Source organism: Pedobacter sp., from assembly GCF_031119335.1.
In the GTDB taxonomy this organism is placed as follows: Bacteria; Bacteroidota; Bacteroidia; order Sphingobacteriales; family Sphingobacteriaceae; genus Pedobacter.
Genome location: NZ_JAVHXT010000002.1, coordinates 46,446 through 67,876 on the forward strand (window position 1 = coordinate 46,446; position 21,431 = coordinate 67,876).

General features: G+C 38.5%; 17 protein-coding genes. 7 read left to right on the forward strand and 10 right to left on the reverse strand.

What is annotated here, in order from left to right; genetic code table 11:
• The first annotated feature begins 240 nt into the window (after positions 1-240).
• The 5 genes from REI64_RS02380 to REI64_RS02400 all read left to right on the forward strand — a co-directional run bounded on the left by REI64_RS02380 (position 241) and on the right by REI64_RS02400 (position 4,974).
• Complete coding sequence (locus tag REI64_RS02380; protein WP_308848488.1) at positions 241-1,050, forward strand: esterase; 810 nt, start codon at positions 241-243, stop codon at positions 1,048-1,050.
• 147 nt (positions 1,051-1,197) lie between these two features.
• Positions 1,198-1,785, forward strand: coding sequence for a Crp/Fnr family transcriptional regulator (locus REI64_RS02385; RefSeq protein ID WP_308848489.1), 588 nt, complete (start codon positions 1,198-1,200; stop codon positions 1,783-1,785).
• An 81-nt stretch (positions 1,786-1,866) separates the two neighbouring features.
• A complete protein-coding gene (locus tag REI64_RS02390; protein ID WP_308848490.1) occupies positions 1,867-2,646 on the forward strand; it encodes an alpha/beta hydrolase in 780 nt (259 codons plus the stop codon).
• A gap of 113 nt (positions 2,647-2,759) precedes the next feature.
• Complete coding sequence (locus REI64_RS02395; protein WP_308848491.1) at positions 2,760-3,674, forward strand: TIGR01777 family oxidoreductase; 915 nt, start codon at positions 2,760-2,762, stop codon at positions 3,672-3,674.
• The gene (locus tag REI64_RS02400) at positions 3,658-4,974 is read left to right on the forward strand and encodes a deoxyribodipyrimidine photo-lyase (RefSeq protein ID WP_308848492.1); all 1,317 of its coding nucleotides are present in this window, start codon (positions 3,658-3,660) and stop codon (positions 4,972-4,974) included. The genes REI64_RS02395 and REI64_RS02400 overlap by 17 nt, the downstream gene beginning before the upstream one ends.
• Before the next feature lie 29 nt (positions 4,975-5,003).
• On the opposite strand, the gene REI64_RS02405 is transcribed toward REI64_RS02400, so the two are convergent.
• From REI64_RS02405 to REI64_RS02440, 8 genes are all read right to left on the reverse strand, one after another.
• Positions 5,004-5,900 (reverse strand): FKBP-type peptidyl-prolyl cis-trans isomerase, encoded by an 897-nt coding sequence (locus REI64_RS02405; protein ID WP_308848493.1) that lies wholly within the window; start codon positions 5,898-5,900, stop codon positions 5,004-5,006.
• A gap of 7 nt (positions 5,901-5,907) precedes the next feature.
• Positions 5,908-6,354, reverse strand: coding sequence for an FKBP-type peptidyl-prolyl cis-trans isomerase (locus tag REI64_RS02410; RefSeq protein WP_308848494.1), 447 nt, complete (start codon positions 6,352-6,354; stop codon positions 5,908-5,910).
• A gap of 186 nt (positions 6,355-6,540) precedes the next feature.
• Positions 6,541-8,322 carry an acyl-CoA dehydrogenase family protein gene (locus REI64_RS02415; RefSeq protein WP_308848495.1) on the reverse strand — a complete coding sequence of 594 codons (1,782 nt, stop codon included), beginning with the start codon at positions 8,320-8,322 and terminating at the stop codon, positions 6,541-6,543.
• A 95-nt stretch (positions 8,323-8,417) separates the two neighbouring features.
• On the reverse strand, positions 8,418-8,768 hold the full coding sequence (locus REI64_RS02420) for a four helix bundle protein (RefSeq protein WP_308848496.1): 351 nt from the start codon (positions 8,766-8,768) through the stop codon (positions 8,418-8,420).
• A gap of 69 nt (positions 8,769-8,837) precedes the next feature.
• Positions 8,838-10,013: an acetyl-CoA C-acyltransferase gene (locus REI64_RS02425; protein WP_308848497.1), complete on the reverse strand. Its 1,176-nt coding sequence runs from the start codon at positions 10,011-10,013 to the stop codon at positions 8,838-8,840.
• A gap of 135 nt (positions 10,014-10,148) precedes the next feature.
• Complete coding sequence (locus REI64_RS02430) at positions 10,149-12,536, reverse strand: 3-hydroxyacyl-CoA dehydrogenase NAD-binding domain-containing protein (RefSeq protein WP_308848498.1); 2,388 nt, start codon at positions 12,534-12,536, stop codon at positions 10,149-10,151.
• Between the two features lie 2 nt (positions 12,537-12,538).
• Positions 12,539-12,976 (reverse strand): MarR family transcriptional regulator, encoded by a 438-nt coding sequence (locus REI64_RS02435; protein WP_308848499.1) that lies wholly within the window; start codon positions 12,974-12,976, stop codon positions 12,539-12,541.
• Positions 12,977-13,440: 464 nt separating this feature from the next.
• Positions 13,441-15,165 (reverse strand): DUF885 family protein, encoded by a 1,725-nt coding sequence (locus REI64_RS02440; RefSeq protein ID WP_308848500.1) that lies wholly within the window; start codon positions 15,163-15,165, stop codon positions 13,441-13,443.
• Between the two features lie 72 nt (positions 15,166-15,237).
• Between REI64_RS02440 and REI64_RS02445 the strand changes: the two genes are divergently transcribed.
• Complete coding sequence (locus tag REI64_RS02445; RefSeq protein ID WP_308848501.1) at positions 15,238-16,371, forward strand: BamA/TamA family outer membrane protein; 1,134 nt, start codon at positions 15,238-15,240, stop codon at positions 16,369-16,371.
• 104 nt (positions 16,372-16,475) lie between these two features.
• Complete coding sequence (locus REI64_RS02450) at positions 16,476-18,659, forward strand: penicillin acylase family protein (protein ID WP_308848502.1); 2,184 nt, start codon at positions 16,476-16,478, stop codon at positions 18,657-18,659.
• 194 nt (positions 18,660-18,853) lie between these two features.
• Here the strand turns inward: REI64_RS02450 and REI64_RS02455 are convergent, their stop codons facing one another.
• Positions 18,854-21,058: a M56 family metallopeptidase gene (locus tag REI64_RS02455; protein ID WP_308848503.1), complete on the reverse strand. Its 2,205-nt coding sequence runs from the start codon at positions 21,056-21,058 to the stop codon at positions 18,854-18,856.
• A gap of 1 nt (position 21,059) precedes the next feature.
• Entirely contained in the window at positions 21,060-21,422 is a 363-nt protein-coding gene (locus REI64_RS02460; RefSeq protein WP_308848504.1) for a BlaI/MecI/CopY family transcriptional regulator, read from the reverse strand.
• Between the last annotated feature and the right edge of the window lie 9 nt (positions 21,423-21,431).

The window sequence follows — 21,431 nt, forward strand, 5'->3', positions numbered from 1 at the left end:
TTAGCCACAGATACACAGATTAAACTCTGCGAATTTCAAAAAAAATCAACTGCCTAAAAAATAATACATCGTCACCTTCAATATCTGTGCATCTGTGGCTTTATAGTAAACCTATAAATGTAACGCTTTTTTACCTGGTATTGTTTATGCAAAAAGTGCTTTATTAATGTCATTTCGGCTTTTTTAAGGATAATTAATTGAGGCTTTAAACTTTATCAGAAAAATAAACTCTATGAGGATATGCAAACGAACCACACTTTAAAAATCAAACTATGGACATTGTTGATGTTCATCTCCTTTGGAACAACTTTAGCGCAAGAACTGCCAAAAACCGTAGAATGGAATATAAATGGTCAGACGAGAAAAGCATTAGTTTATGTTCCAGCAACGGCTAAAACTAAACCCACGCCTATCATCTTTGCGTTTCATGGACATGGCGGTACCATGCAAAATATGTACAGAACAAGAAGTTTTGAGAAGCTTTGGCCAGAGGCGATTTTTATTTGTCCGCAGGGCTTAAACACCAAAGGTGTACTCACCGACCCAGAAGGCAAAAAAAGCGGCTGGATAATGACCAACCAAACTGATAGCAATAGAGATTTAGCTTTTTTTGATGCGATGCTAAAAACGCTCAGAGCTGATTACAAAATAGATAACAGTAGAATTTACGCAACAGGGCATTCTAACGGAGGTGGTTTTACCTACTTGCTTTGGGTTACCAGACCGAACGAGTTCGCAGCTTTTGCGCCTACTGCTACCGCTGGTGGTAAAATGCTACCAAATTTAAAAACACCAAAACCCGGCTTTCATTTAATGGGCGAAAATGACCCTTTGGTAAAACCCGAGTGGCAAAAAATCACCTACAACAAAATGTTAAGGGTTAACGGTTGTAATATAGCAGAAGGCACAAAAATAGACGACAACATTACTTTCTACAAAGGTAAAGATGGCAACGATTTCGAGCTATTCATCCACAATGGCGGTCACGAATATCCCAAAAATGCCAACCAACCAATTATCTATTTCTTTAAAAAATACACCAAGAAGTAAAATAATTTTCGGCTAAAGCCTTTTGTTGTTCCCCTAAATATCCGCCCCACAAATGATATGTTAATGAGCCAATCGAGCTGAAATTCATTACCGTTCGGCTTTAGCCAACGGTTTATAAAAAACAAATCCATTTGGCTATATTTAGCTATGGAACAAATAGAGCTCTTGAAACATGCCTTGGCCGCTTTTGCAGGTATAGATGAAGAAAATTTCAACTTATCTCGCGAATATTGGCAACCAAAAACCTATCAAAAAGGCGAGTTTTACAACGAATACAAAAACGTTTGCAAAAACTTAGGCTTCATCATTGATGGTATTTTTAGAACCTATTACGTAAATACCGAAAGTGGCGAAGAGAAGAACATCTTTTTCTTTTCGCCCCAGCAGATTATTGTTTCATACAAGAGTTTTGTAAACCAAGCACCTTGTAATTACCACACCGAGTCGATGACAGATGCAAATGTGCTTTACATTACCTACAGTCAACTTGAGAAGTTATACCAACAATCGCATCAATGGGAGCACTTTGGTAGGCTTATCGCCGAAAAAGCTTTCAACATGGCCATGACCCGAACTGAAGATTTCATTTTCAACACCCCCGAACAGCGATATAAAGATTTGACAGATGCCCATCCTCAATTGGCAAATGCTATTCCTTTATATCATATTGCCTCTTATTTAGGCATTCAAGGTCCATCTTTAAGCCGAATTAGAAAAAGAATGGTAAGCAAATAACGATTTTAACCTGGGTTAAAATTATTGAGCGTTTTTGTGCGGAACTTTGACTTGTTCAATTAAAAACAAAATCAAAAAAGGATGAAAACTATCAACTCTAAAACCGTACTATTTGTAACAGGTAATTTCGTAAGTAACTTAGGATGGGCTACTTGGCAAAAATATTTTGAAGAACAAGGCTACAAAACCTTGGCTCCAGCTTGGCCTTTTAAAGATGGCAGCCCTGCCGATTTGAGAGCAGCACACCCAAACAAAGACATCGCTTCTTTAAGATTAAATCAAGTGGTAGATTACTTTGAAAACGTCATTAAATCGCTACCAGAAAAACCAATTATTGTTGGTCACTCTATGGGCGGATTAATTACCCAATTGCTATTACAACGTGGCCTAGCCGAAGCGGCTGTAGCCATCCACTCTGTGCCACCACAAGGTGTAATTACCACTAAATTTTCGTTCTTTAAAGCTACTTGGGGTCCCTTAGGTTTATTTACCTCAGCCAACAAACCTTTCTTAATGTCGTTTCCTCAATGGCAATATGCGTTTACCAATGGGATGTCTTTAGCCGAGCAACAAAAAGCTTATGATGAAAATGTAATCCCAGAATCTAAAAGGATGTCAAGAGATGGATTAACCAGTGCCGCAAAAATCGATTTCAAAAAAGCGCATGCACCGCTATTATTTGTAGCTGGCTCTACCGATAATATTATGCCTGCGTCTTTAAATCATAGCAATTATAAAAAATACAAAAACAGTCAATCTGTAACTGATTTTAAAGAATTTGAAGGTAATAATCACTTTGTGTTGGGCTTGCCAAATTGGAAACAAACTGCAGATTATATCTTGAATTGGTTGAGAAACTGAAACAAAATAACCACATAGGCACATAGTTTTGAATTAACAAGTTAATCTATGTTTCTATGTGGTTTTATCAAACAGAAAAACAAACTAAATCTTAACTTTAGGGTTTAGTTATTATGGCAAAAAACATTCTTATTGCGGGTGCCACGGGTGTAGTTGGCGAACAACTTATTTCAAAACTACTCACTGATGGATATCAAGTTTCTATCTTGGCAAGAAAGCCTACTTCCAAAGCAAATGTAAAAGTTTTCCAATGGGATGTTTATCAACAAACCATAGATAATAATGCCTTAGAAGGAATTGATACCATCATCAATTTAACTGGAGAAGGCATAGCCGATAAACCTTGGACAGCAGAACGTAAACAACAAATTATCGATAGCCGTGTAAAATCTGCCGAGTTAATTTTTAAAGCAATAAAACAAACTAATACTAACATTGAAAGCTATATCTCAGCTTCGGCAGTAGGTATTTATGGCGATAGAGCAGATGAGGTTTTGGATGAAGAAAGTTTATATGGAACAGGGTTTATGGCCGATTGTTGCATTGCCTGGGAAAAAGCAGCCGAACAAGCAATTGCTTTAGGCATTAGAGTGGTAAAAGTTAGAATTGGAATTGTGCTGAGCGAAAAAGGTGGTGCTTTGGCCTCAATGGAAAAACCCATCAGCTATTTTGCTGGCGCCCCTTTGGGTTCCGGTAAACAATGGATGCCCTGGATACACCTAGATGATTTAGTGAATATTTTTGTGCATGCACTAAAGAATAAGGATATGTTCGACGCTTACAATGCTGCAGCACCATCGCCAGTCACCAATAAAACATTTACCAAAACCTTGGGCAAGGTATTGCACCGACCTATTTGGCCGTTTAATGTGCCTAAGTTTTTGCTAAAAGCTATTTTGGGAGAAATGAGTATCTTACCATTGGTTAGTACTAATACTTCTGCGCAAAAAATCTTAAATACAGGTTTTCAATTCAGGTATTTGAACCTTGAAGATGCATTAAAAGCCATTTATGAGCGAAAAAAATAATAAACCCACTATCAATATTTGTTGGTTAAGGAGAGATTTAAGATTAGACGATAATGCTGCACTTTACCATGCGTTAAAAGCAGAAAATCCAGTTTTATTGGTTTTTATTTTTGATAGGAACATTTTAGAAAAACTAGAAAATAAAGCTGATGCCCGAGTGGACTTCATTCATCAACAGCTATCTAAAATCAATGACAAATTAATTAACATCGGGTCTTCTTTACTGGTAAAATACGATACACCAGAAAATGCTTGGCAGGAAATCATTAACGAGTTTAAAGTAGATGCTGTTTACACCAATCATGATTATGAGCCTTACGCCAGAAAAAGAGATAAAGCCATTGCCGAGTTCTTGAACCAAAATAACATTGCATTTCATACTTTTAAAGACCAGGTAATATTTGAAAAAAAAGAAGTGCAAAAAGCTGATGGCACTCCTTACACCGTTTTCACACCTTATTACAAACAATGGCTATTAAAGCTGAATGAGTTTTATTTAAAATCTTATCCAACAGAGAAATACTTTAAAAATCTACATCAAGTAGCAGCTTTCGATTTTCCCTCGTTAAAACAATTTGGCTTCTCGCAAAGCGATGTCAAATTCCCCTCTATCAATTACCAAGATAAATTAGATGGTTACGAAAAAGACAGAGATTTCCCCTCCAAAAATGCTACTACCCATTTAGGTCTTCATTTACGATTTGGCACCGTTAGCATTAGAAAAGTAGCTAGAGAAGCCATTGCACAAAAAGCAGACAAATGGTTATCTGAATTGGCATGGAGAGAGTTTTACATGATGATTTTGTGGCACTTTCCACATACTACAAACAAAGCTTTTAAACCAGATTACGACCGCATTCAATGGCGCAACAACGAAAAGGAATTTGAACTTTGGTGTAAAGGCGAGACAGGTTATCCTTTGGTAGACGCAGGCATGAGGCAACTCAACGAAACAGGATTTATGCACAACCGTGTACGCATGGTAGTAGCTAGTTTTTTATGTAAGCACTTACTGATAGATTGGCGTTGGGGCGAAGCTTATTTTTCCGAAAAGCTTTTGGATTACGAACAAGCCAGTAATGTTGGTGGCTGGCAATGGGCTTGCGGAAGCGGCAACGATGCAGCGCCTTACTTTAGAGTATTTAACCCGGAACTTCAGTTAAAGAAATTCGACCCAAAGATGGAATACGTTTTTAAATGGGCGCCAGAGTATAAAAGTGCCTTATTGCCAATTCCTATCGTTGAGCACGATTTCGCTAGAAAAAGAATATTGGAAGTTTACAAGAAAGCTTTAAACTAAAAAGTCCCGAATTAATCGGGACTTTTTAGTTAGTCGTTTGTTACACTAGTGATATCAATACTGAAGTCAAGTACAGAATTGGCTGGAATTCCTCCATTTCCACTAGAACCGTAACCCAATTCTGATGGTATAAATATTCTAACCTTTGCCCCACTTTTGAATAACGGAATTACTTCGCCCCAGCCTCTAATTACTGCTGATAGTGTAGTCGAAAATGCATCTCCACTATCAAACTGCGTCCCATCCAAAAGTCTTCCAGAATATTTTACCACTAATTTAGAATGTTCATCTATTATATCTGTTCCGGTTCCTTGGGTTAAAACTTGATAATATACACCAGAAGAATGCTTAGTAGCCGTAATGTTATTTGCAGTTAAAAATGTATTGATACGTTCCTCATCTATTTCTGCTTGAGTTTTATAATTAATTGTTGTAACAACCAACTCAATAATTTCATTCGAAGGAATATTGCCTGCACCATTTTTTCCGAAGGCTAAATAGGATGGAACAAATATTCTTACCTTACCTCCAGGTTTTAAAGCTAAAACCGCTGTTCTAATAGCAGGTATATTGTATGAATTTGAAGAAAGCGAACCATTATAAAATGAATTTAAGTAACCAACAAAGTTACTCAAATTGGAGTATGTAGGGGATTGTAAATATTGTGTTCCGTTTAACAGCGATTTAACTGTGACATAATAAAAAACCATATCGCTATTTTTGAAAAAGTCTCCAGTTCCCTCCTCAACAACTTGATAATAAAACCCAGTTTCATCAGATTCTACATTTTGTAAATTATTCTTCGATATGTAGTCTTTTATTTTCGCATCATCAATACTCTCTATGCTTTCATACTCCTTTTTACAAGAGCTGAAAACAATTAAAACACTAAAAAGTGCAACGATATATGTAGTTATTTTACGCATTAAATTTTTATTGAACATTTATCAATTTGATATTAAAATCTAAAGGAGAATTTGCTGGAATTTCACCTGCGGATCTATCTCCATAACCCAAGCTAGGAGGTATAAGTAATCTGATCTCACCACCTTTTTGAATTTTAGGCAATCCGATCTGCCATCCGCTTATCAGCTGACCAAGCACAAAAGTCTGTTCCTTCCCTTCTCCATTATCAAACACCTTACCATTTAGCAACTTTCCTTCGTATTTAATGGTAACTCTCGAGTTTGGTGTAATGGTAACATTTCCAACTCCCGGGTTAATAATCTCGTAATAAAGACCTGTTTCGTCTTTTGTTGCATTAATATTGTTTTCTTTGATAAACTTCTCAATTTCTTTTACTCCATCGTCATCCTTTTTACAAGACATAACCGCAACCAAGCAAAAAACAACTAATAATATCCCACTATATTTTTTCATCAAACGCAAAAATAAACTTTTAAACCCGTTGCTACAATTTTTAACCAAATTTAACAGTTGAAAAAAGACTATAGACCAAAGCTGAAAGACTAAAGACAATTAGTTTAGTTAAAAACTAAAAAGACCAAAGCTAGCTTGCAAATTGCAATTTTCGCTTTGGTCTTTAAGCTTTAGTCTATCAGCTCACTAAAATATATATTTATTCGCTTCGATAATTTGCACCGCTACGTCCTGACGAGCTTGTTTTACGTTAAATGGTTCTAACTTGGTAAACCTACGCAAACCAACCAACATCATACGTAATTCATCACCTTCGCCGAAAGCCCAAAGTGCCTCTTTACCTGCTTTAGCTACACCATCAACTGCTTCTACAAAGTAGATACGCATTAAATCTAACTGACCTTTAGCTGCTTCTTCACCTTTTAAGTTCACTAACTTTTCTGTACGTAGCATAGCTGATTCAGCTACATACACATAGCTTGCCATATCGGCGATGTTCATTAAAATCTCTTGCTCTTTGCTTAGGCTCATCATCAGTTTTTGTACCGCAGCACCAGCCACCATTAAAGTTGCTTTCTTTAAGTTCTGCAATGTTTTTTTCTCTGCTGCAAATAAAGTATCATCTTCCTCACCAAAATCTGGGATAGACATTAATTCATTTGCTACAGCCGTCGCAGGTCCCATCAAGTCCAATTCGCCTTTCATCGCACGCTTCAACATCATATCTACGGTCAACAAGCGGTTAATCTCGTTTGTGCCTTCAAAAATCCTGTTGATACGGGCATCACGGTAAGCTCTGTCCATCGGTGCATCGGCGCTGTAACCCATACCACCGTAAATCTGTACACCTTCGTCTACCACGTAATCCAAGGCTTCCGAACCCCATACTTTCAAAATCGCACATTCAACCGCAAATTGCTCTACCGATTTCAGCTTTGCTTTTCCTGGCTCCATTCCATCGGCCACTAAAGCATCGTAAGTATCGTCAATATTTTGTCCAGCACGGTAGTTTGCCGCATCAACAGCATAAACTTTTGCTGCCATCTCGGCGATTTTATAGCGAATAGCACCGTATTTAGAAATCGACCTACCAAACTGTTGACGTTCGTTAGCATAATTTACCGCAGTGCTAATGGTAGCTTTTGAAGCGCCAATTGCAGCAGCCGAAAGTTTTATACGACCAATGTTTAAGATGTTCACTGCAATCTTGAAACCATTCTGACGGTCACTCAGCATATTTTCTACCGGCACAGGACAATCGTTAAAAAATACCTGACGGGTGGAAGAACCTTTGATACCCATTTTGTGTTCTTCTGGGTTCATGGTAATACCACCAAAATCACGTTCTACAATAAAAGCGGTTAAGTTTTCATCATCATCTATTTTAGCAAAGACGATAAAAATATCTGCAAATCCACCATTGGTAATCCACATTTTTTGCCCATTGATGATATAGTGCTTGCCATCATCGCTCAGCTTTGCTTTTGTTTTGCCTGAGTTGGCATCAGACCCTGAGTTTGGCTCTGTTAAGCAGTAAGCAGCTTTCCATTCTCCAGTTCCCAATTTGGGAATGTATTTAGCTTTCTGCTCTTCGTTACCGTAATACAAAATCGGCAAGGTTCCAATTCCGGTATGTGCCGATAAAGCTACCGCAAACGAATGTCCAGCGCCAACTACATCAGCCACCAACATTGAAGTATTGAAGTTCTTTCCAAAACCTCCATATTCCTCAGGTACCGACACGCCCAAAATTCCCAGTTCGCCTGCTTTGGTTAAAAGCGTTGGCATTAACTCTGGGTCTGCATGACTGTCTAATTTTTCGAGGTTTGGATATACTTCGGCAGTTAAAAAATCGCGACAGGTTTGCGCAATCATTTGCTGCTCTTCATCAAACTCTTCTGGAATAAATACATCGTGATAAGAAGTTTCCTTAATTAAGAATTCTCCGCCTTTGATTGTTGCTTTCATTTTTAGTATTGTGTAATGAGTATTGCGTATTGAGACAATTTGCAATACATAGATTATCTAATAGTGATGTGCAGTAGTGTTTCTAACAACAAGTCCTACTGCAAAGCATTTTGTAATTTATAGTTCATTTTTTGTAATTCATCGATGCTATCTATCACATCGGTAAAAGCCGCTTCATCTAGGAAACCGAGTTTTTCTGCAATTACCATTTGGGTTTGCAATTCGTAAGACGAGCCGTTAGCTATGCCAAGGAACTGTTTAAACTCTCCTTTTGTATTCCTTCCAGCTCCCTCAGAAATATTAGATGGAACTGAAACGGCGCAACGTCTAGATTGTGAGATTAATCCAAACCTTTCATCAGCAGGAAAATTAGCTGTAATTTGATAAACCTTCACAGCCAAATCAATGGCCTTATTCCAAATCTTTAATTCTTTAATATTATGCATTTCGTTGATAATGTTAACTTTTCAATTCTGCTCCATGTCACAATACGCTATTCGCAATACTCAATACGATTAAAACACCTCAAATATCCCCGCAGCACCCTGCCCTGTTCCCACACACATCGTTACCATACCGTATTTAGCGTTTCTTCGTTTAGCTTCGTTAAATAACTGCACCGAAAGTTTAGCTCCAGTACATCCTAGTGGATGACCCAAGGCAATTGCACCACCGTTAACGTTAATTTTGCTTTGGTCTAAGCCTAAGGTTCTGATAATGGCCAAAGATTGTGAGGCAAAAGCTTCATTCAGTTCAATCAAGCCAATTTCGTCTTGTTGTACACCTGCCATTTTCAAAGCTTTTGGAATGGCCTCAATTGGGCCAATACCCATAATTCTTGGAGGAACACCAGCTACACCATAGCTTACCAAACGAGCAATTGGTTCTGCACCTAGTTCTTTCATTTTCTTTTCAGAAACCACTAACACAAAGGCTGCTCCATCAGAAGTTTGTGAAGAATTACCCGCCGTAATTACACCATTAGCTGCAAAAACGGGTTTCAGCTTTGCTAAACGTTCAATCGTAGTATCAGCTCTCGGCCCTTCATCTGTATCTACCACATAAGATTTAGTTTTCCTTTTCAGTTGGTCATCCAAGTAGGTTTCGTTAACATTAATTGGCGCTACACCCGCTTTTAAGTGACCATTTTTAATGGCTTCTATAGCTTTCATGTGCGATTGAAATGCAAACTCATCTTGGTCTTCCCTGCTTACATTGTACTCTTTAGCTACAGCTTCTGCAGTTAAACCCATTCCCCAGTACCAATCTGGGTTAGTTTTGGCCACATCTGGATTTGGCACTAATTTCCAACCACCAAATGGCATTCCCGACATTACTTCTACACCACCAGCAATGATGCAATCGGCCATGCCAGCTTTAATTTTTGCGACTGCCGTTGCAATAGTTTCTAATCCCGAAGCACAATATCTGTTCACGGTTACGCCAGGCACTTTGTCGGTATCCAAGCCCATCAAGCTAATCATACGACCAATGTTTAGCCCCTGTTCCGCTTCTGGAGTGGCATTACCCACAATCACATCATCAATTTGTTCCTTATCTAAATTCGGCACCGATGCTACCAATTGTTTAATCACATCAGCCGCTAAATCATCAGCTCTGGTAAAACGAAATACACCTCGTGGAGCCTTGCCCACTGCCGTTCTAAGTCCTGCTATTATGTATGCTTCCATTTTTTTAGTATTGAGTAGAGCGTATTGAGTATTGAGACACTCTACAACACGCATAATTCCTTATTTATTTGACAACTCTCAACATATTACATTTTGCAACTTTATGTCTCAATACGCAATACGCAAATCTCACATCTAGTTCCTCAACGGCTTACCTTTGGTAACTATCGACTGTATTCTTTCCAAGGTTTTCCGTTCTCCACAAAGCGACAAAAATGCTTCCCTTTCTAGGTCTAACAAATATTGCTCAGTTACTTCTGTTGGAGAAGATAAATCGCCGCCGCACATTACCCAACCTAATTTTTCAGAGATTTTCTTATCGTGTTCCGAGATGTAATTACCCGAGTACATGGTATTTGCCCCAGCATAAACAATCCCTAAGCCTTGCTTACCTAACACCTTAATGTTTTTACGTTGAACTGGTTTGGTATATCCCGCATCTGCTAGCTCGATTGCTTTAGCTTTAGCATCGGCAATTAATCGACTGCGGTTCATGCTAATCGAATATTTATCTTTTTGCAAATAGCCCAATTCAAATGCCTCCACTGCAGAGGTAGACACTTTAGCCATCCCAATAGTTAAGAAGCGGTTTTTCAACGCATTTTGTACAATCTGGTCATCCGCAAATTCATCAGATGCTCTTAAAGCAAACTCTTTAGAGCCGCCACCACCTGGAATTACACCTACACCAAATTCCACCAAACCCATATAAGTTTCTGCACTTAGCTGTACGTGGTCGGCATGTAAACTGAATTCGCAACCACCACCTAAAGTTAAATTATGAGGAGCAACAACAACTGGAATTGAAGAATAACGAATACGCATGGATGTATTTTGGAACATTTTCACTGCCATATTCAATTCGTCCCACTCCTGCTCTACCGCCATCATGAAAATCATACCTACGTTAGCTCCAGCTGAAAAATTAGCACCATCATTACCAATCACCACGCCACGGTAATCCTTTTCGGCCATGTCAATCGCTTTGTTGATAGCAGTTAAAGTATCGCCACCAATTGTGTTCATTTTCGAGTGGAACTCTACATTCAAAATACCATCGCCCAAATCAATAATAGAAGCGCCAGCATTTTTGTAAAGCACCTTATTGTTGGCTTTTAAGTTTTCAAGGATGATAAAATCGGCGGTGCCCGGAATAGCTTTATAACTTTTCGAAGGAATGTCGTAATATTTCTTCACGCCATCTTCTAATTTGTAGAACGAAGTATGACCTGCCGCCAACATCTCGGTTACCCAGCCAGCAGGTTCGTTGCCATATTTTTTCATTCCCTCAATGGCATCGGCAACGCCAACAGCATCCCAAACCTCAAACGGACCAAGCTCCCAAGCAAAACCAGCACGCATAGCATCGTCAATTTTATAAAGTTCATCTGCAATTTCTGGAATACGGTCAGAAACATATTCGAACAAGCCGAAGAAAGAAGTACGGAACAATTCGCCCGCTTTATCTTTTCCCGCAGCAAAAACTTTCATTCTGTCGGCTACTTTGTCAATGCTCTTCGTCATTTCCAACGTAGCTGATTTAATTTTTTGCTGAGGTTTATATTCTAACGTTTTTAAGTCGAGTGCTAAAATTTCACTCTTACCCTCTGAGTTTTTAATCTTTTTATAGAAACCTTGTTTGGTTTTATCGCCCAACCAATTGTTCTCCGCCATTTTTTCAACGTAGGCTGGCAATTTGAACAAATCGTGTGCTTTATCATTCGGCACATTATCGTACAAACCCTTTGCCACCTTCATCATAGTGTCTAAACCTACCACATCCGAAGTACGGAATGTAGCCGATTTCGGTCTACCCAAAGCCGGGCCAGTGAATTTATCCACTTCCTCAACCGTTAAATCCAGTTTCTCTACCGAGTGTAACAGCGCCATTATCGAATAAACCCCAACTCTATTGGCAATAAATGCAGGTGTATCTTTACATAGTACTGTCGTTTTCCCCAAAAATTTATCGCCGTAGTGCATCAAGAAATCTACTACTTCTGGCTTGGTATGCGGCGTTGGAATAATCTCCAACAACCTCAAATAACGTGGCGGATTAAAAAAGTGTGTACCACAGAAATTCGCTTTAAAATCTTCGCTCCTACCTTCGGCCATTAAATGTATTGGAATACCCGAAGTGTTAGAAGTAATTAATGACCCAGGTTTACGATATTGCTCAACCTGCTCAAACACCTTTTTCTTGATGTCCAAATTCTCTACCACTACCTCTATTACCCAGTCGTACGCAGCAATTTTCGACATATCATCATCGAAATTTCCTGTGCTAATTTTCTGTACTACTTTTTGCGAATAAATAGGCGATGGATTGCTTTTTACCGCAGCCTGCAAAGCCTCATTTACAATTTTATTTTTCTGCTGAGGACTTTGTTGTTCGCCCTCGTTAGCCTTAGCTGCAATATCTAACAATAAGACTTCTACTCCAATATTAGCAAAGTGGCAGGCAATTCGAGAACCCATAATCCCCGAGCCCAAAACCGCTACTTTTGTGATACGTTTGTTCATTATTATTTTTTTGCTGGCGGATAAGCCAATGTTAACTGGTTAATTTTCTCTAAAGTGGAAATCAGTTGTTCCCTTTCTTTCACACTTAATTTTTCGTTCAAATACTCGTTAAAAGAAATGACTACATCACGGGCAAGCTTTCGTTTTTCAATGCCAAAAGGTGTTAAATAAACCTTTACCGAACGCTTATCTCCTTCGGAAGTCTCCCTATAAATCAACCCCGATTCTTCCATATTGTTTAGCATTCTTGATAAACTTGTAGCTTTCACACCTAGCAATCCCGCTAAAGCAGAAACAGCAGTACCCTCGGCTTCAATGTTGATTAACATGTAGCCAATGGCCTGTGTAATGCCAAATCCGGCCGCTACTTGGTTATAAGTGTTCGACACGTTTTGCCAAACTATCTTTAAGAAATAATCTACGGTTTCCTTCTGCTTCATTAAATTACTATGCTTGCATAACAAATTTATAGAATTGATTTTTATTATGCAAGCAGAATATTAATTTTTATTCCGGATTGTTCTAGAGGCTAAGTTTTCCGCTGATGAACGCAGATAAGAACCGCAGATTTAGCAGATGCGGATTTGTGACATCTGTTTGAACATCAGCGAAAATCTTCGGGATAGTATTTTTTGAAAAGCAATTACTGTAGTACTATGTTCCGAAAGTCCGGCTGTACGTTACAAGTCCGCACTCGTTACACTCGCTTGCGGGCTTTCCGCTTCCATCCGGTTTAGTTGGCAGTTGAGGTAGTTCTTTTGGGATTGATTGGGTGCATATATTATTGGCAATAACCCTCTCTGCCCGTTGGGCAGAGAGGGTTTAAAAAACAATAATCCATCCTTTTATCGCATTACGATTGCCAGTCGAGCTGGCAATGACGGCAATAATTAATGTTAAGAGTTTATTTTACCTCCCCGGCAAACTTCCACTTTGTGCTAAAATTCTCCGTTAAAGCTTGATTAGTTAATAAAGCCCTTACCATTTCTACCGGCATGCAGTTTTCTTTCAAAATTTTATCATGGAAAGCGATGTTGTTCATTTTACCACTTTGTACCAGTTCTTTGTGCAATGCTCTAAACTGTAAACCACCTAACATATACCCAATTTGATACAGCGGACCATAATTCCCAGTGAAAGACCTTCGGACCTCTGCTTCGGCGTTAGCTCTCTCAAAACCTACACGCTCTACCAAGAAATCGATGCACTGTTTTGGCGTCCATTCGCCTAAATGATACTTTGTAGAAAAGATGATGCGAGCACAACGGTGCATTCGCCAAAATAGCATTCCAATTTTATCTTCTGGAGTTTTTGCAAAATTGTTATCCCAAAGCAACATTTCCCAATATAGCGACCATCCTTCTGTCCAAAATGGCGTACTAAAAGCCCTGCGATAAGGTTTGTATCGGCTTTGCATAAAATACTGCAAATTATGTCCTGGTATCAATTCATGGAAAACTACTGCTCTAGAAAAATGGCGATTGTTCCCTCTCAAAGTCATCATTTTGGCCTCTTCGCTCATATCCTCATGAGGATAGGCAATTAGCACAGACTCGCCACCTAAAAAAAATGGTGCAAAAAGTTGCTCCTTGGGAGTTAACATCCGCATTCGCCAACCTTCTTTAGCTAAAATGGGCACGGTAATCAGTTTATTTTGCTCTACAAAGTTAATGGCTTCATTTGCCAACTCATACACCAATTCTGGTTGTTTGCCCAACGGTGGATAAGCAGTTTTCACTTTTTCCAAAGCCGCTCGCCAATCTTTACCAAAACCCATTTCACGGGTTGCCTTTGCCATTTCTGCATCGCACCAGGCAAACTCTCTTTGTGCAATTGCGGTCAATTGTTCTGGGGTGTAGGCAATCATCTCGTCTTTCAGTCCATCAATTAAACCTGCCCTACCAATCGGATTTCCTACAATATCAGTTCCGTCGTCGGTAAAGCCAGCTTGTTTTTCAATTTTCGCCAATGCTTCGCTATACTCCTTAAATGCAGCTAAAACTTCCGGATAAGCATTTTTAGTAGCCTTGGTAAATTGAGGGTCGTAACCATCGTAGAATTTATAAGCTTCGGTAAATGTTGCTGCATACTGAGCCACCGCTTGCTGTGCCCATTTGGCTTGGACAGCGGTCACATTCATATTCTTTTTTTCTACTGATGATTTTAAGGCTGTTAGCTGTGATTTCAATTGCTCGAAAATAGCCGTTGTTGCTGTTCCGTCCTGTTGTTTGCCAACCCTTCGTTTCTGTTCAAAATCTGTTACAAGCACCGCAAATGGGAGAAGGAATTTATCATCCTTAAATTCTTTAAAGGCAGTTTGTAAATTACGGGCATCAGCCCCGATATCTCGTTTCAACAGAATATAATCAATCTTTTCATTCTGTGAAAGCTTAACAAAAGGCAAACTTTTTAATTGCTGCTGCCAATCTGAATAAAATCTTTCCATCCTCAAATAATACTCATCAGATTGCTTTAAGGCATATTTTCTATTGAGCATATTTTTATCAGACTGGTACTGATTGATATAAGGCTGCAAAACACTAGCTTCGTTGTTTGGAAGCGGTGCAGTAATTTGAGCATTTGCAATTGAAAATAAAACCAGCAGGGCGAAAAGGAGAATTTTCTTCATCATCATTGTTAAAAAAATCCAATATAAGTAATGATTATCCTAATCCACAGAAATTCATTTACTTTGTAACCGATGAAAAAATTAGCACTTACGGTTTTAATCTTTTGTTCTGCCAACCTTGCTTGGGCGCAACTTGGATTTATAAAACGTATTTTCTCGAACGAAAAGGACACCACTCGTAAGGCCAGCTTTATGCCTATTCCGGTGTTTGGATATGCACAAGAAACAGGCTTCGAATTTGGTTTAGGCAGTATTTATTCATTTTATGTAGATAAGGCGGATACGCTTAACCGCAGTTCTAATTTTTTTGGTGCAGCTTCTTACTCTACAACCAACACTTATAATGTAACGCTTAGAGGCGATGCTTGGACAAAAAGAAATGAATGGCATTTTATTGGCGAAATTCGTTTTAGAAATATGCCTTTTAACTTCTATGGCATTGGCAACAATACTTCGCACATTGATGAAGATAGATTGGTGCAGCGGATGGCTAAAGTGCAATTTGATGCTGAAAAAGCCTTCGTTAAAAATGTTTATACCGGCGTTTCTCTAGGTTTTGAAAACTACAAATTTACCGACAAAGAAGTTGGCGGCATTTTTTCTGTAGGAAATGGCCTGCGTGACAAAGACGGCGGTTCTGTACTTTTTGTAGGGGTATCGCAAAGTTATGATACCCGTAACTCGAACAATTACCCAACTAAAGGTTTCTTTGGGCGTATCAGTTATCAATACGCACCTCCAATTTTTGGTGGCGAGAACTTCTCTGGAAGCCAGATTAAAGTTAACGTACGTAATTTTTGGTCGTTGGCGCCAAAGGTTGTTTTAGGTGTGCAGGGAATGTATAATACTATCCAAAGTGCAAATACTTCCTTCTATTTATTACCACAAATGGGTAACGATGAAATGATGCGTGGTTACTATGGCGGTCGTTATCGCGATGAGAATTTCTTGGCAGCACAGGCGGAAATTAGATATCGTTTTATGGAGCGGTTAGGGATGGTGGTTTTTGGTGGTGCCGGAAAGGTTTTTGCCAACGAAGAAACCCAATTACTTAAAAATTTTAAGCCTAATTATGGCATTGGTGGTCGTTATTTCTTCGACCCAGCCAAAGGCTTAAGTGTACGTTTAGATTATGGCGTTGGAGAGAAACGTCCAAACGAAAAGCGTCAAAGTGGGTTTTATATCAGCTTTGCGGAAGCTTTTTAATTCTTTGCCACAGATGCACAAATTTTTATTTAATAATTTTTGTCATAAGCACAGATAAAAATCTGTGCATCTGTGGCTATCTTAGAGAACATTATTTTAAGGACATGAAAAATTATTTTCTGTTACTATTCGTCTTCCTTCCTCTTTTCGTATTTGCACAAGAGCCCAGCAATAAAGAAATTGGCGATTGGGTTAAGCAAGCGCAACGCGTAGAAATTATTAGGGATAAATGGGGCATTGCGCATGTTTATGGTCAGACAGATGCTGATGCTGTTTTTGGGATGCTTTACGCCCAATGTGAAGATGATTTTAAACGTATCGAACTTAATTACATCGAAAAGCTAGGACGATTATCAGAAATTGAGGGAGAAAGAACGCTATACAACGATTTACAAATTCGTTTGCTAATAGATAGTACACAAGCCATTAACGATTATAAAAAAGCCGAGCCTTGGATGAAGAAACTGCTAGAAGCTTATGCAGACGGCATCAACTTTTATCTCTACAAAAACCCGAGTGTTAAACCCGCTTTGCTAACCAAATTTAAACCTTGGTACCCTTTCCTTTGGACGGACGGCAGTATTGGAGCCATTAGTACAGGCAATTTAACCATTACAGAGCTGAAAAAATTCTACACCAACGACCATTCTCCTACCGGATATATTCCTCAAATTCGTGATCAGTTTAGCGGTTCTAACGGATTTGCTTTTGCGCCAAAAATGAGCAAAACAGGCAATGCGATGTTGTACATTAATCCGCATACCACCTTTTATTTTAGGCCAGAGATACACATGCAAAGTCAAGAAGGATTGAACACTTACGGTGCTGTAACTTGGGGACAATTCTTCATCTATCAAGGATTTAATGAGTTTTGCGGCTGGATGCACACTTCGAACAATGTTGATGTGGCTGATATGTACGCCGAAAAAATCACTAAACTGAAGGATACCTATTACTATACTTTCGATAAAAAACTATATCCGATAGGAAAGAAAAACATCGAGATTAAATATTTGGAAAACGGCCTTTTAAAGACGAAGAAATTTGAAACCTATTTTACTCACAACGGGCCAATAATGGCTAATAGGGATGGCAAGTGGATTAGTTTGAAGCATCAAAATCAAAACCCAGCTAGTTTGGTGCAAAGTTGGGTAAGAACAAAATCTAAAAGCTTCGAAGATTATCAAAAAGCAATGGATTTGACAGCCAACGCTTCTAACAATACGGTTTATGCAGATGCAAAGGGCAACATCGCCTATTGGCATGGCAATTTTATACCTAAACGAGATACGGCCTACAATTGGAGTGAGCCAGTAGATGCAACCACTTCTGCTACGGCTTGGCAGGGCTTACATCCGGTAAGTGAGAGTGTGCATATTTACAATCCAACGAATGGCTGGCTGCAGAACTGTAATTCTACACCATTTACGACCGCTGGGGCAAATAGTCCGAAGAAAGCAGATTACCCTCCCTACATGGCACCAGATGGCGAAAACTTTAGAGGTGTGGCCGCATTAAGGCTACTGAACAAACCCAATAAGTACGATTTGGATGGTGTAATATCCTTAGGTTACGACACTTATTTGCCCGCTTTTGAAGTATTATTGCCAGCATTGGTTAAAGCTTACGAGCAATTGCCTGCTGAAAACCCACTAAAAGCTAGCTTAAAAGAGCCTATTGCAGAACTGAAAAAGTGGGACTATTATTCTTCTACCACATCTGTAGCGGCAACTTTGGCAATGGAATGGGCACAGCGTGTAAACAGGGACATTCAGAATGTGTACATCAACCAAGGCGAGAAAGACCAAGTAACCAAAACCATCGAATTTGCCAAAACCGCAAAAACAGAAACTTTGTTGCAACCATTAAAATCAACCATCGATGATTTGAACAAACGCTTCGGCAAATGGCAAATGCCTTGGGGCGAAGTAAACCGTTTCCAAAGACTAACTGGCGCCATGAACGAAAAATATGACGATGCAGTACCTAGTTTTCCGGTAGCATTTGGCTCTGCTTTGTGGGGACAACTTCCATCGTACCGCAGTAACCAATTTGGCACCAACAAACGATACGGCTACAGCGGCAATAGCTTTGTTTGTGCGGTAGAGTTCGGCACAAAAGTAAAAGCCAAATCTATTTTAGCAGGTGGTAATAGCGGTAATCCTAGCTCGAAGCATTTTAACGACCAAGCTGAAATGTACGCCAAAGGCGAGTTTAAAGATGTATTGTTTTACAAGGAAGATGTGATGAATAATATGGAGAAAAGTTATAGACCCGGGGAGTTGTAAAAAGTCCCTCCATTCGCAAGTCGTCATTTCGACGATAGGAGAAATCTAACTACTTACTTGAGCAATTTGGTAGACTTAACTTCACTGATTTTCAATTTACTTCGTAGAGCTTCGGTTCTCTGCTCGCTTCGGTGCGGTCGAAATGATGACATGTTGCTAATAGCATTTTGCGCCATTCTGCCAATTAAATATTTTCAATTCAAATCTTTTATCACACCAAAAACTATGCCTTTAGATTGATTTAAGTCTACAAAAATGGAGTCTGCTTTACGAACCTTATTGGTGCTTTTTTCTATCAAGTTAGCATCGTAAACTTTGATTTTTTTAAGTTTTTCGTTGTACGTTATTTTAGATCCTTCATATATAAATTCTTTGGTAGAAAATTTTGCGGCTCCATATAAATTAATTGTTTTATTTTTCTTATCGACTATCGTAGAATCTTTGGCGTAATAACTAAAGTTATTTAAGCCATTATCCATATCTAAATACTCGTTATTTTTTTTGACTGGCAGCTCATTATGCTTAGCAATTTTAGGCCATCTATCAAACAACAACTTTCCATTCTTCATTAACTTATAGCTTATCAATATCGGCATATCCATTTGTCTCCAATAGTCAGCATTGTAAACCTTAATACTTACGTCATCTCCTATCTTAATCATATTATGAATTTGCGTTGCGAACTTTGCTTCTACGTTTGCTTTCACTGTCTCCTTAGAAGTTTTAACAATAAAACCATTCATCAACTTGCTTTCATTGTAAGTAACGTCGACAACTTTACCTCCAATAACCTGTCCGTTATAGGTTTTTGCAGCTTGCCTACTTCTGGTCTTAGCAAAAGACAATTTTGGTTCTTGCCCAAACCAAAACACTACAGCCTCATTTTTATCTTTAATCTCAGGAAAATCGAAATCGTTAGCAAAAGAAAAACCTCTATCTGTTGATAATTTAGAAATGAAATTTTTATCGAATTTTAAACTTTCTTGTTCATTGAACAGCTTGCCATTTACGTAAGTATAAATTTTTGCAGGCTTATGATTTTGTCCAACAAAAACCATTTTGGCAGAAAGTATTTTACCACTGTAGGTGTTTAATGTAATTCGTTCCTCTCTATAATCATTTCCTTTTAGTAAGGAAGTTTTCGATATAAATGGTTTTTGTTGATTTTTAAGCTTATATAAGAGTGCCCCATTTGCAGATTTAATTAAAGAAACAGTGATACAAGGGGCGTCAAGTTCTTTAAGTATATCCCCTTTTGCATCAGAAACCATAATTTGTTGAACTGTTCCTGCAACTTTCATGGCAAGTTCATCCCCTATTTTAATTTTCCCAACCGCCGGATTGAAAACTCTTATTAAACCTTTATCATATTGAAAATTTAATACCTCACCAACCCCTGTTAACAAGATGGTTTTTACTTTTCCTTTGATAGTTGTGCCCCATAATTCTTTGCCAGTTTTTTCTGTCAGACGGATTAGTTCATTAGTCTTTTTATCTTTTGCTTCAACCTCTATCACCTCTACAGTAAATCCCCAAATTAAGCCTAATGCTATAGGCGCAACCAGTAAGTACATTAATTTTTTCATATTTGTTGATTTTGAGTTGAATAACATTTTAATACGCTCTTTTATCGGACTTTTCACGAAATTGTGTACCAGTAAAGACCTACTCTGATCTACCGCAAGTTTGAGCAACAGCGAAGCATATTCCTTTGAGCCGAAATTATTTGAGGTGGCTTCGTCTGCTTCGTATTCGTGCACTTGCTCTAAAGCTTTATCCCACAAATAAACTACGGGATTAAACCACACAGTGGCCTTAGCGAGCATCATCACTATTTTATCGATAGAATGAAATTGTTGTGCGTGAACGCTTTCGTGCTGCAATAAAACTTCAAGTTCATTTTCGCTTAGACTTTTTTCATCAATAAATACGTAGTTGAAAAAAGAGCAATTGGTAAACCCATCAGCTTTGCTTATTAGTTTTAGTCCGTTTATTGTTATTGTTTTTTGCTTGGTATGTTGAAGCAGCTTTAATATTTTGCGTATACCAAGCGATAAAATAACCAAGGTTACAAGGATGTAAGCATAAGGAATTAAGGCTAGCCAATCTACTGAAGTTCCTTCTACGGTTGTACTTTCAACAAAATTCGGTATGGTCTCCATAGGTTGGATTTCATTCGCTGGAATTTCGACAACCTCCTCAGCTACTATTTGTACCTGCTCTACCTCCCTTTCTATAGTAAATTGTAAGGTTGGTATTACAAAGCTCAACAACAAGGTTGCCAGTAAATAAAGCCTGTTGAACTTGAAGAAAGTAAGCTTGTTGAGCACCAACAGATAGAAGGCAAAAAATAGCACCAAACAGGCACTTACTTTAAGCAGGTAGTAGAACAATTCCATGCTAAGCGTTTTTGTTAATTAGTGATTTAAGTTCTTCGATATCGGCTTCGCTTAATTTTTCTTGCTTTACCATAAACGAAAGCAAACTTTTTGCAGAGTTATCGAAATAACCAGAGAACAATTTAGAGAAACTGGTTTTAGCATATTCCTCTTTGCTGATGGCAGGGAAATATTCGTAGGTTTTACCGTAGGCTTTGTAACTCACATAACCTTTTTTCTCCAATAACCTCACAATTGATGAAATGGTATTGTAAGGAGGTTTGGGTTCATCTTCTATTTGTTCGATGATATCTTTTACGAATGCGTGTTCTAATTTCCATAGAATTTGCATGATGCGTTCTTCGGCTTTGGTTAATTCTTCCATAACCTAAAG

Bases quoted from the DNA above. Each gene is read 5' to 3' on its own strand.
- REI64_RS02380 (WP_308848488.1), top strand. From the start codon at position 241: ATGCAAACGAACCACACTTTAAAAATCAAACTATGGACATTGTTGATG.
- REI64_RS02385 (WP_308848489.1), top strand. From the start codon at position 1,198: ATGGAACAAATAGAGCTCTTGAAACATGCCTTGGCCGCTTTTGCAGGT.
- REI64_RS02390 (WP_308848490.1), top strand. From the start codon at position 1,867: ATGAAAACTATCAACTCTAAAACCGTACTATTTGTAACAGGTAATTTC.
- REI64_RS02395 (WP_308848491.1), top strand. From the start codon at position 2,760: ATGGCAAAAAACATTCTTATTGCGGGTGCCACGGGTGTAGTTGGCGAA.
- REI64_RS02400 (WP_308848492.1), top strand. From the start codon at position 3,658: ATGAGCGAAAAAAATAATAAACCCACTATCAATATTTGTTGGTTAAGG.
- REI64_RS02405 (WP_308848493.1), bottom strand. From the start codon at position 5,900: ATGCGTAAAATAACTACATATATCGTTGCACTTTTTAGTGTTTTAATT.
- REI64_RS02410 (WP_308848494.1), bottom strand. From the start codon at position 6,354: ATGAAAAAATATAGTGGGATATTATTAGTTGTTTTTTGCTTGGTTGCG.
- REI64_RS02415 (WP_308848495.1), bottom strand. From the start codon at position 8,322: ATGAAAGCAACAATCAAAGGCGGAGAATTCTTAATTAAGGAAACTTCT.
- REI64_RS02420 (WP_308848496.1), bottom strand. From the start codon at position 8,768: ATGCATAATATTAAAGAATTAAAGATTTGGAATAAGGCCATTGATTTG.
- REI64_RS02425 (WP_308848497.1), bottom strand. From the start codon at position 10,013: ATGGAAGCATACATAATAGCAGGACTTAGAACGGCAGTGGGCAAGGCT.
- REI64_RS02430 (WP_308848498.1), bottom strand. From the start codon at position 12,536: ATGAACAAACGTATCACAAAAGTAGCGGTTTTGGGCTCGGGGATTATG.
- REI64_RS02435 (WP_308848499.1), bottom strand. From the start codon at position 12,976: ATGAAGCAGAAGGAAACCGTAGATTATTTCTTAAAGATAGTTTGGCAA.
- REI64_RS02440 (WP_308848500.1), bottom strand. From the start codon at position 15,165: ATGAAGAAAATTCTCCTTTTCGCCCTGCTGGTTTTATTTTCAATTGCA.
- REI64_RS02445 (WP_308848501.1), top strand. From the start codon at position 15,238: ATGAAAAAATTAGCACTTACGGTTTTAATCTTTTGTTCTGCCAACCTT.
- REI64_RS02450 (WP_308848502.1), top strand. From the start codon at position 16,476: ATGAAAAATTATTTTCTGTTACTATTCGTCTTCCTTCCTCTTTTCGTA.
- REI64_RS02455 (WP_308848503.1), bottom strand. From the start codon at position 21,058: ATGGAATTGTTCTACTACCTGCTTAAAGTAAGTGCCTGTTTGGTGCTA.
- REI64_RS02460 (WP_308848504.1), bottom strand. From the start codon at position 21,422: ATGGAAGAATTAACCAAAGCCGAAGAACGCATCATGCAAATTCTATGG.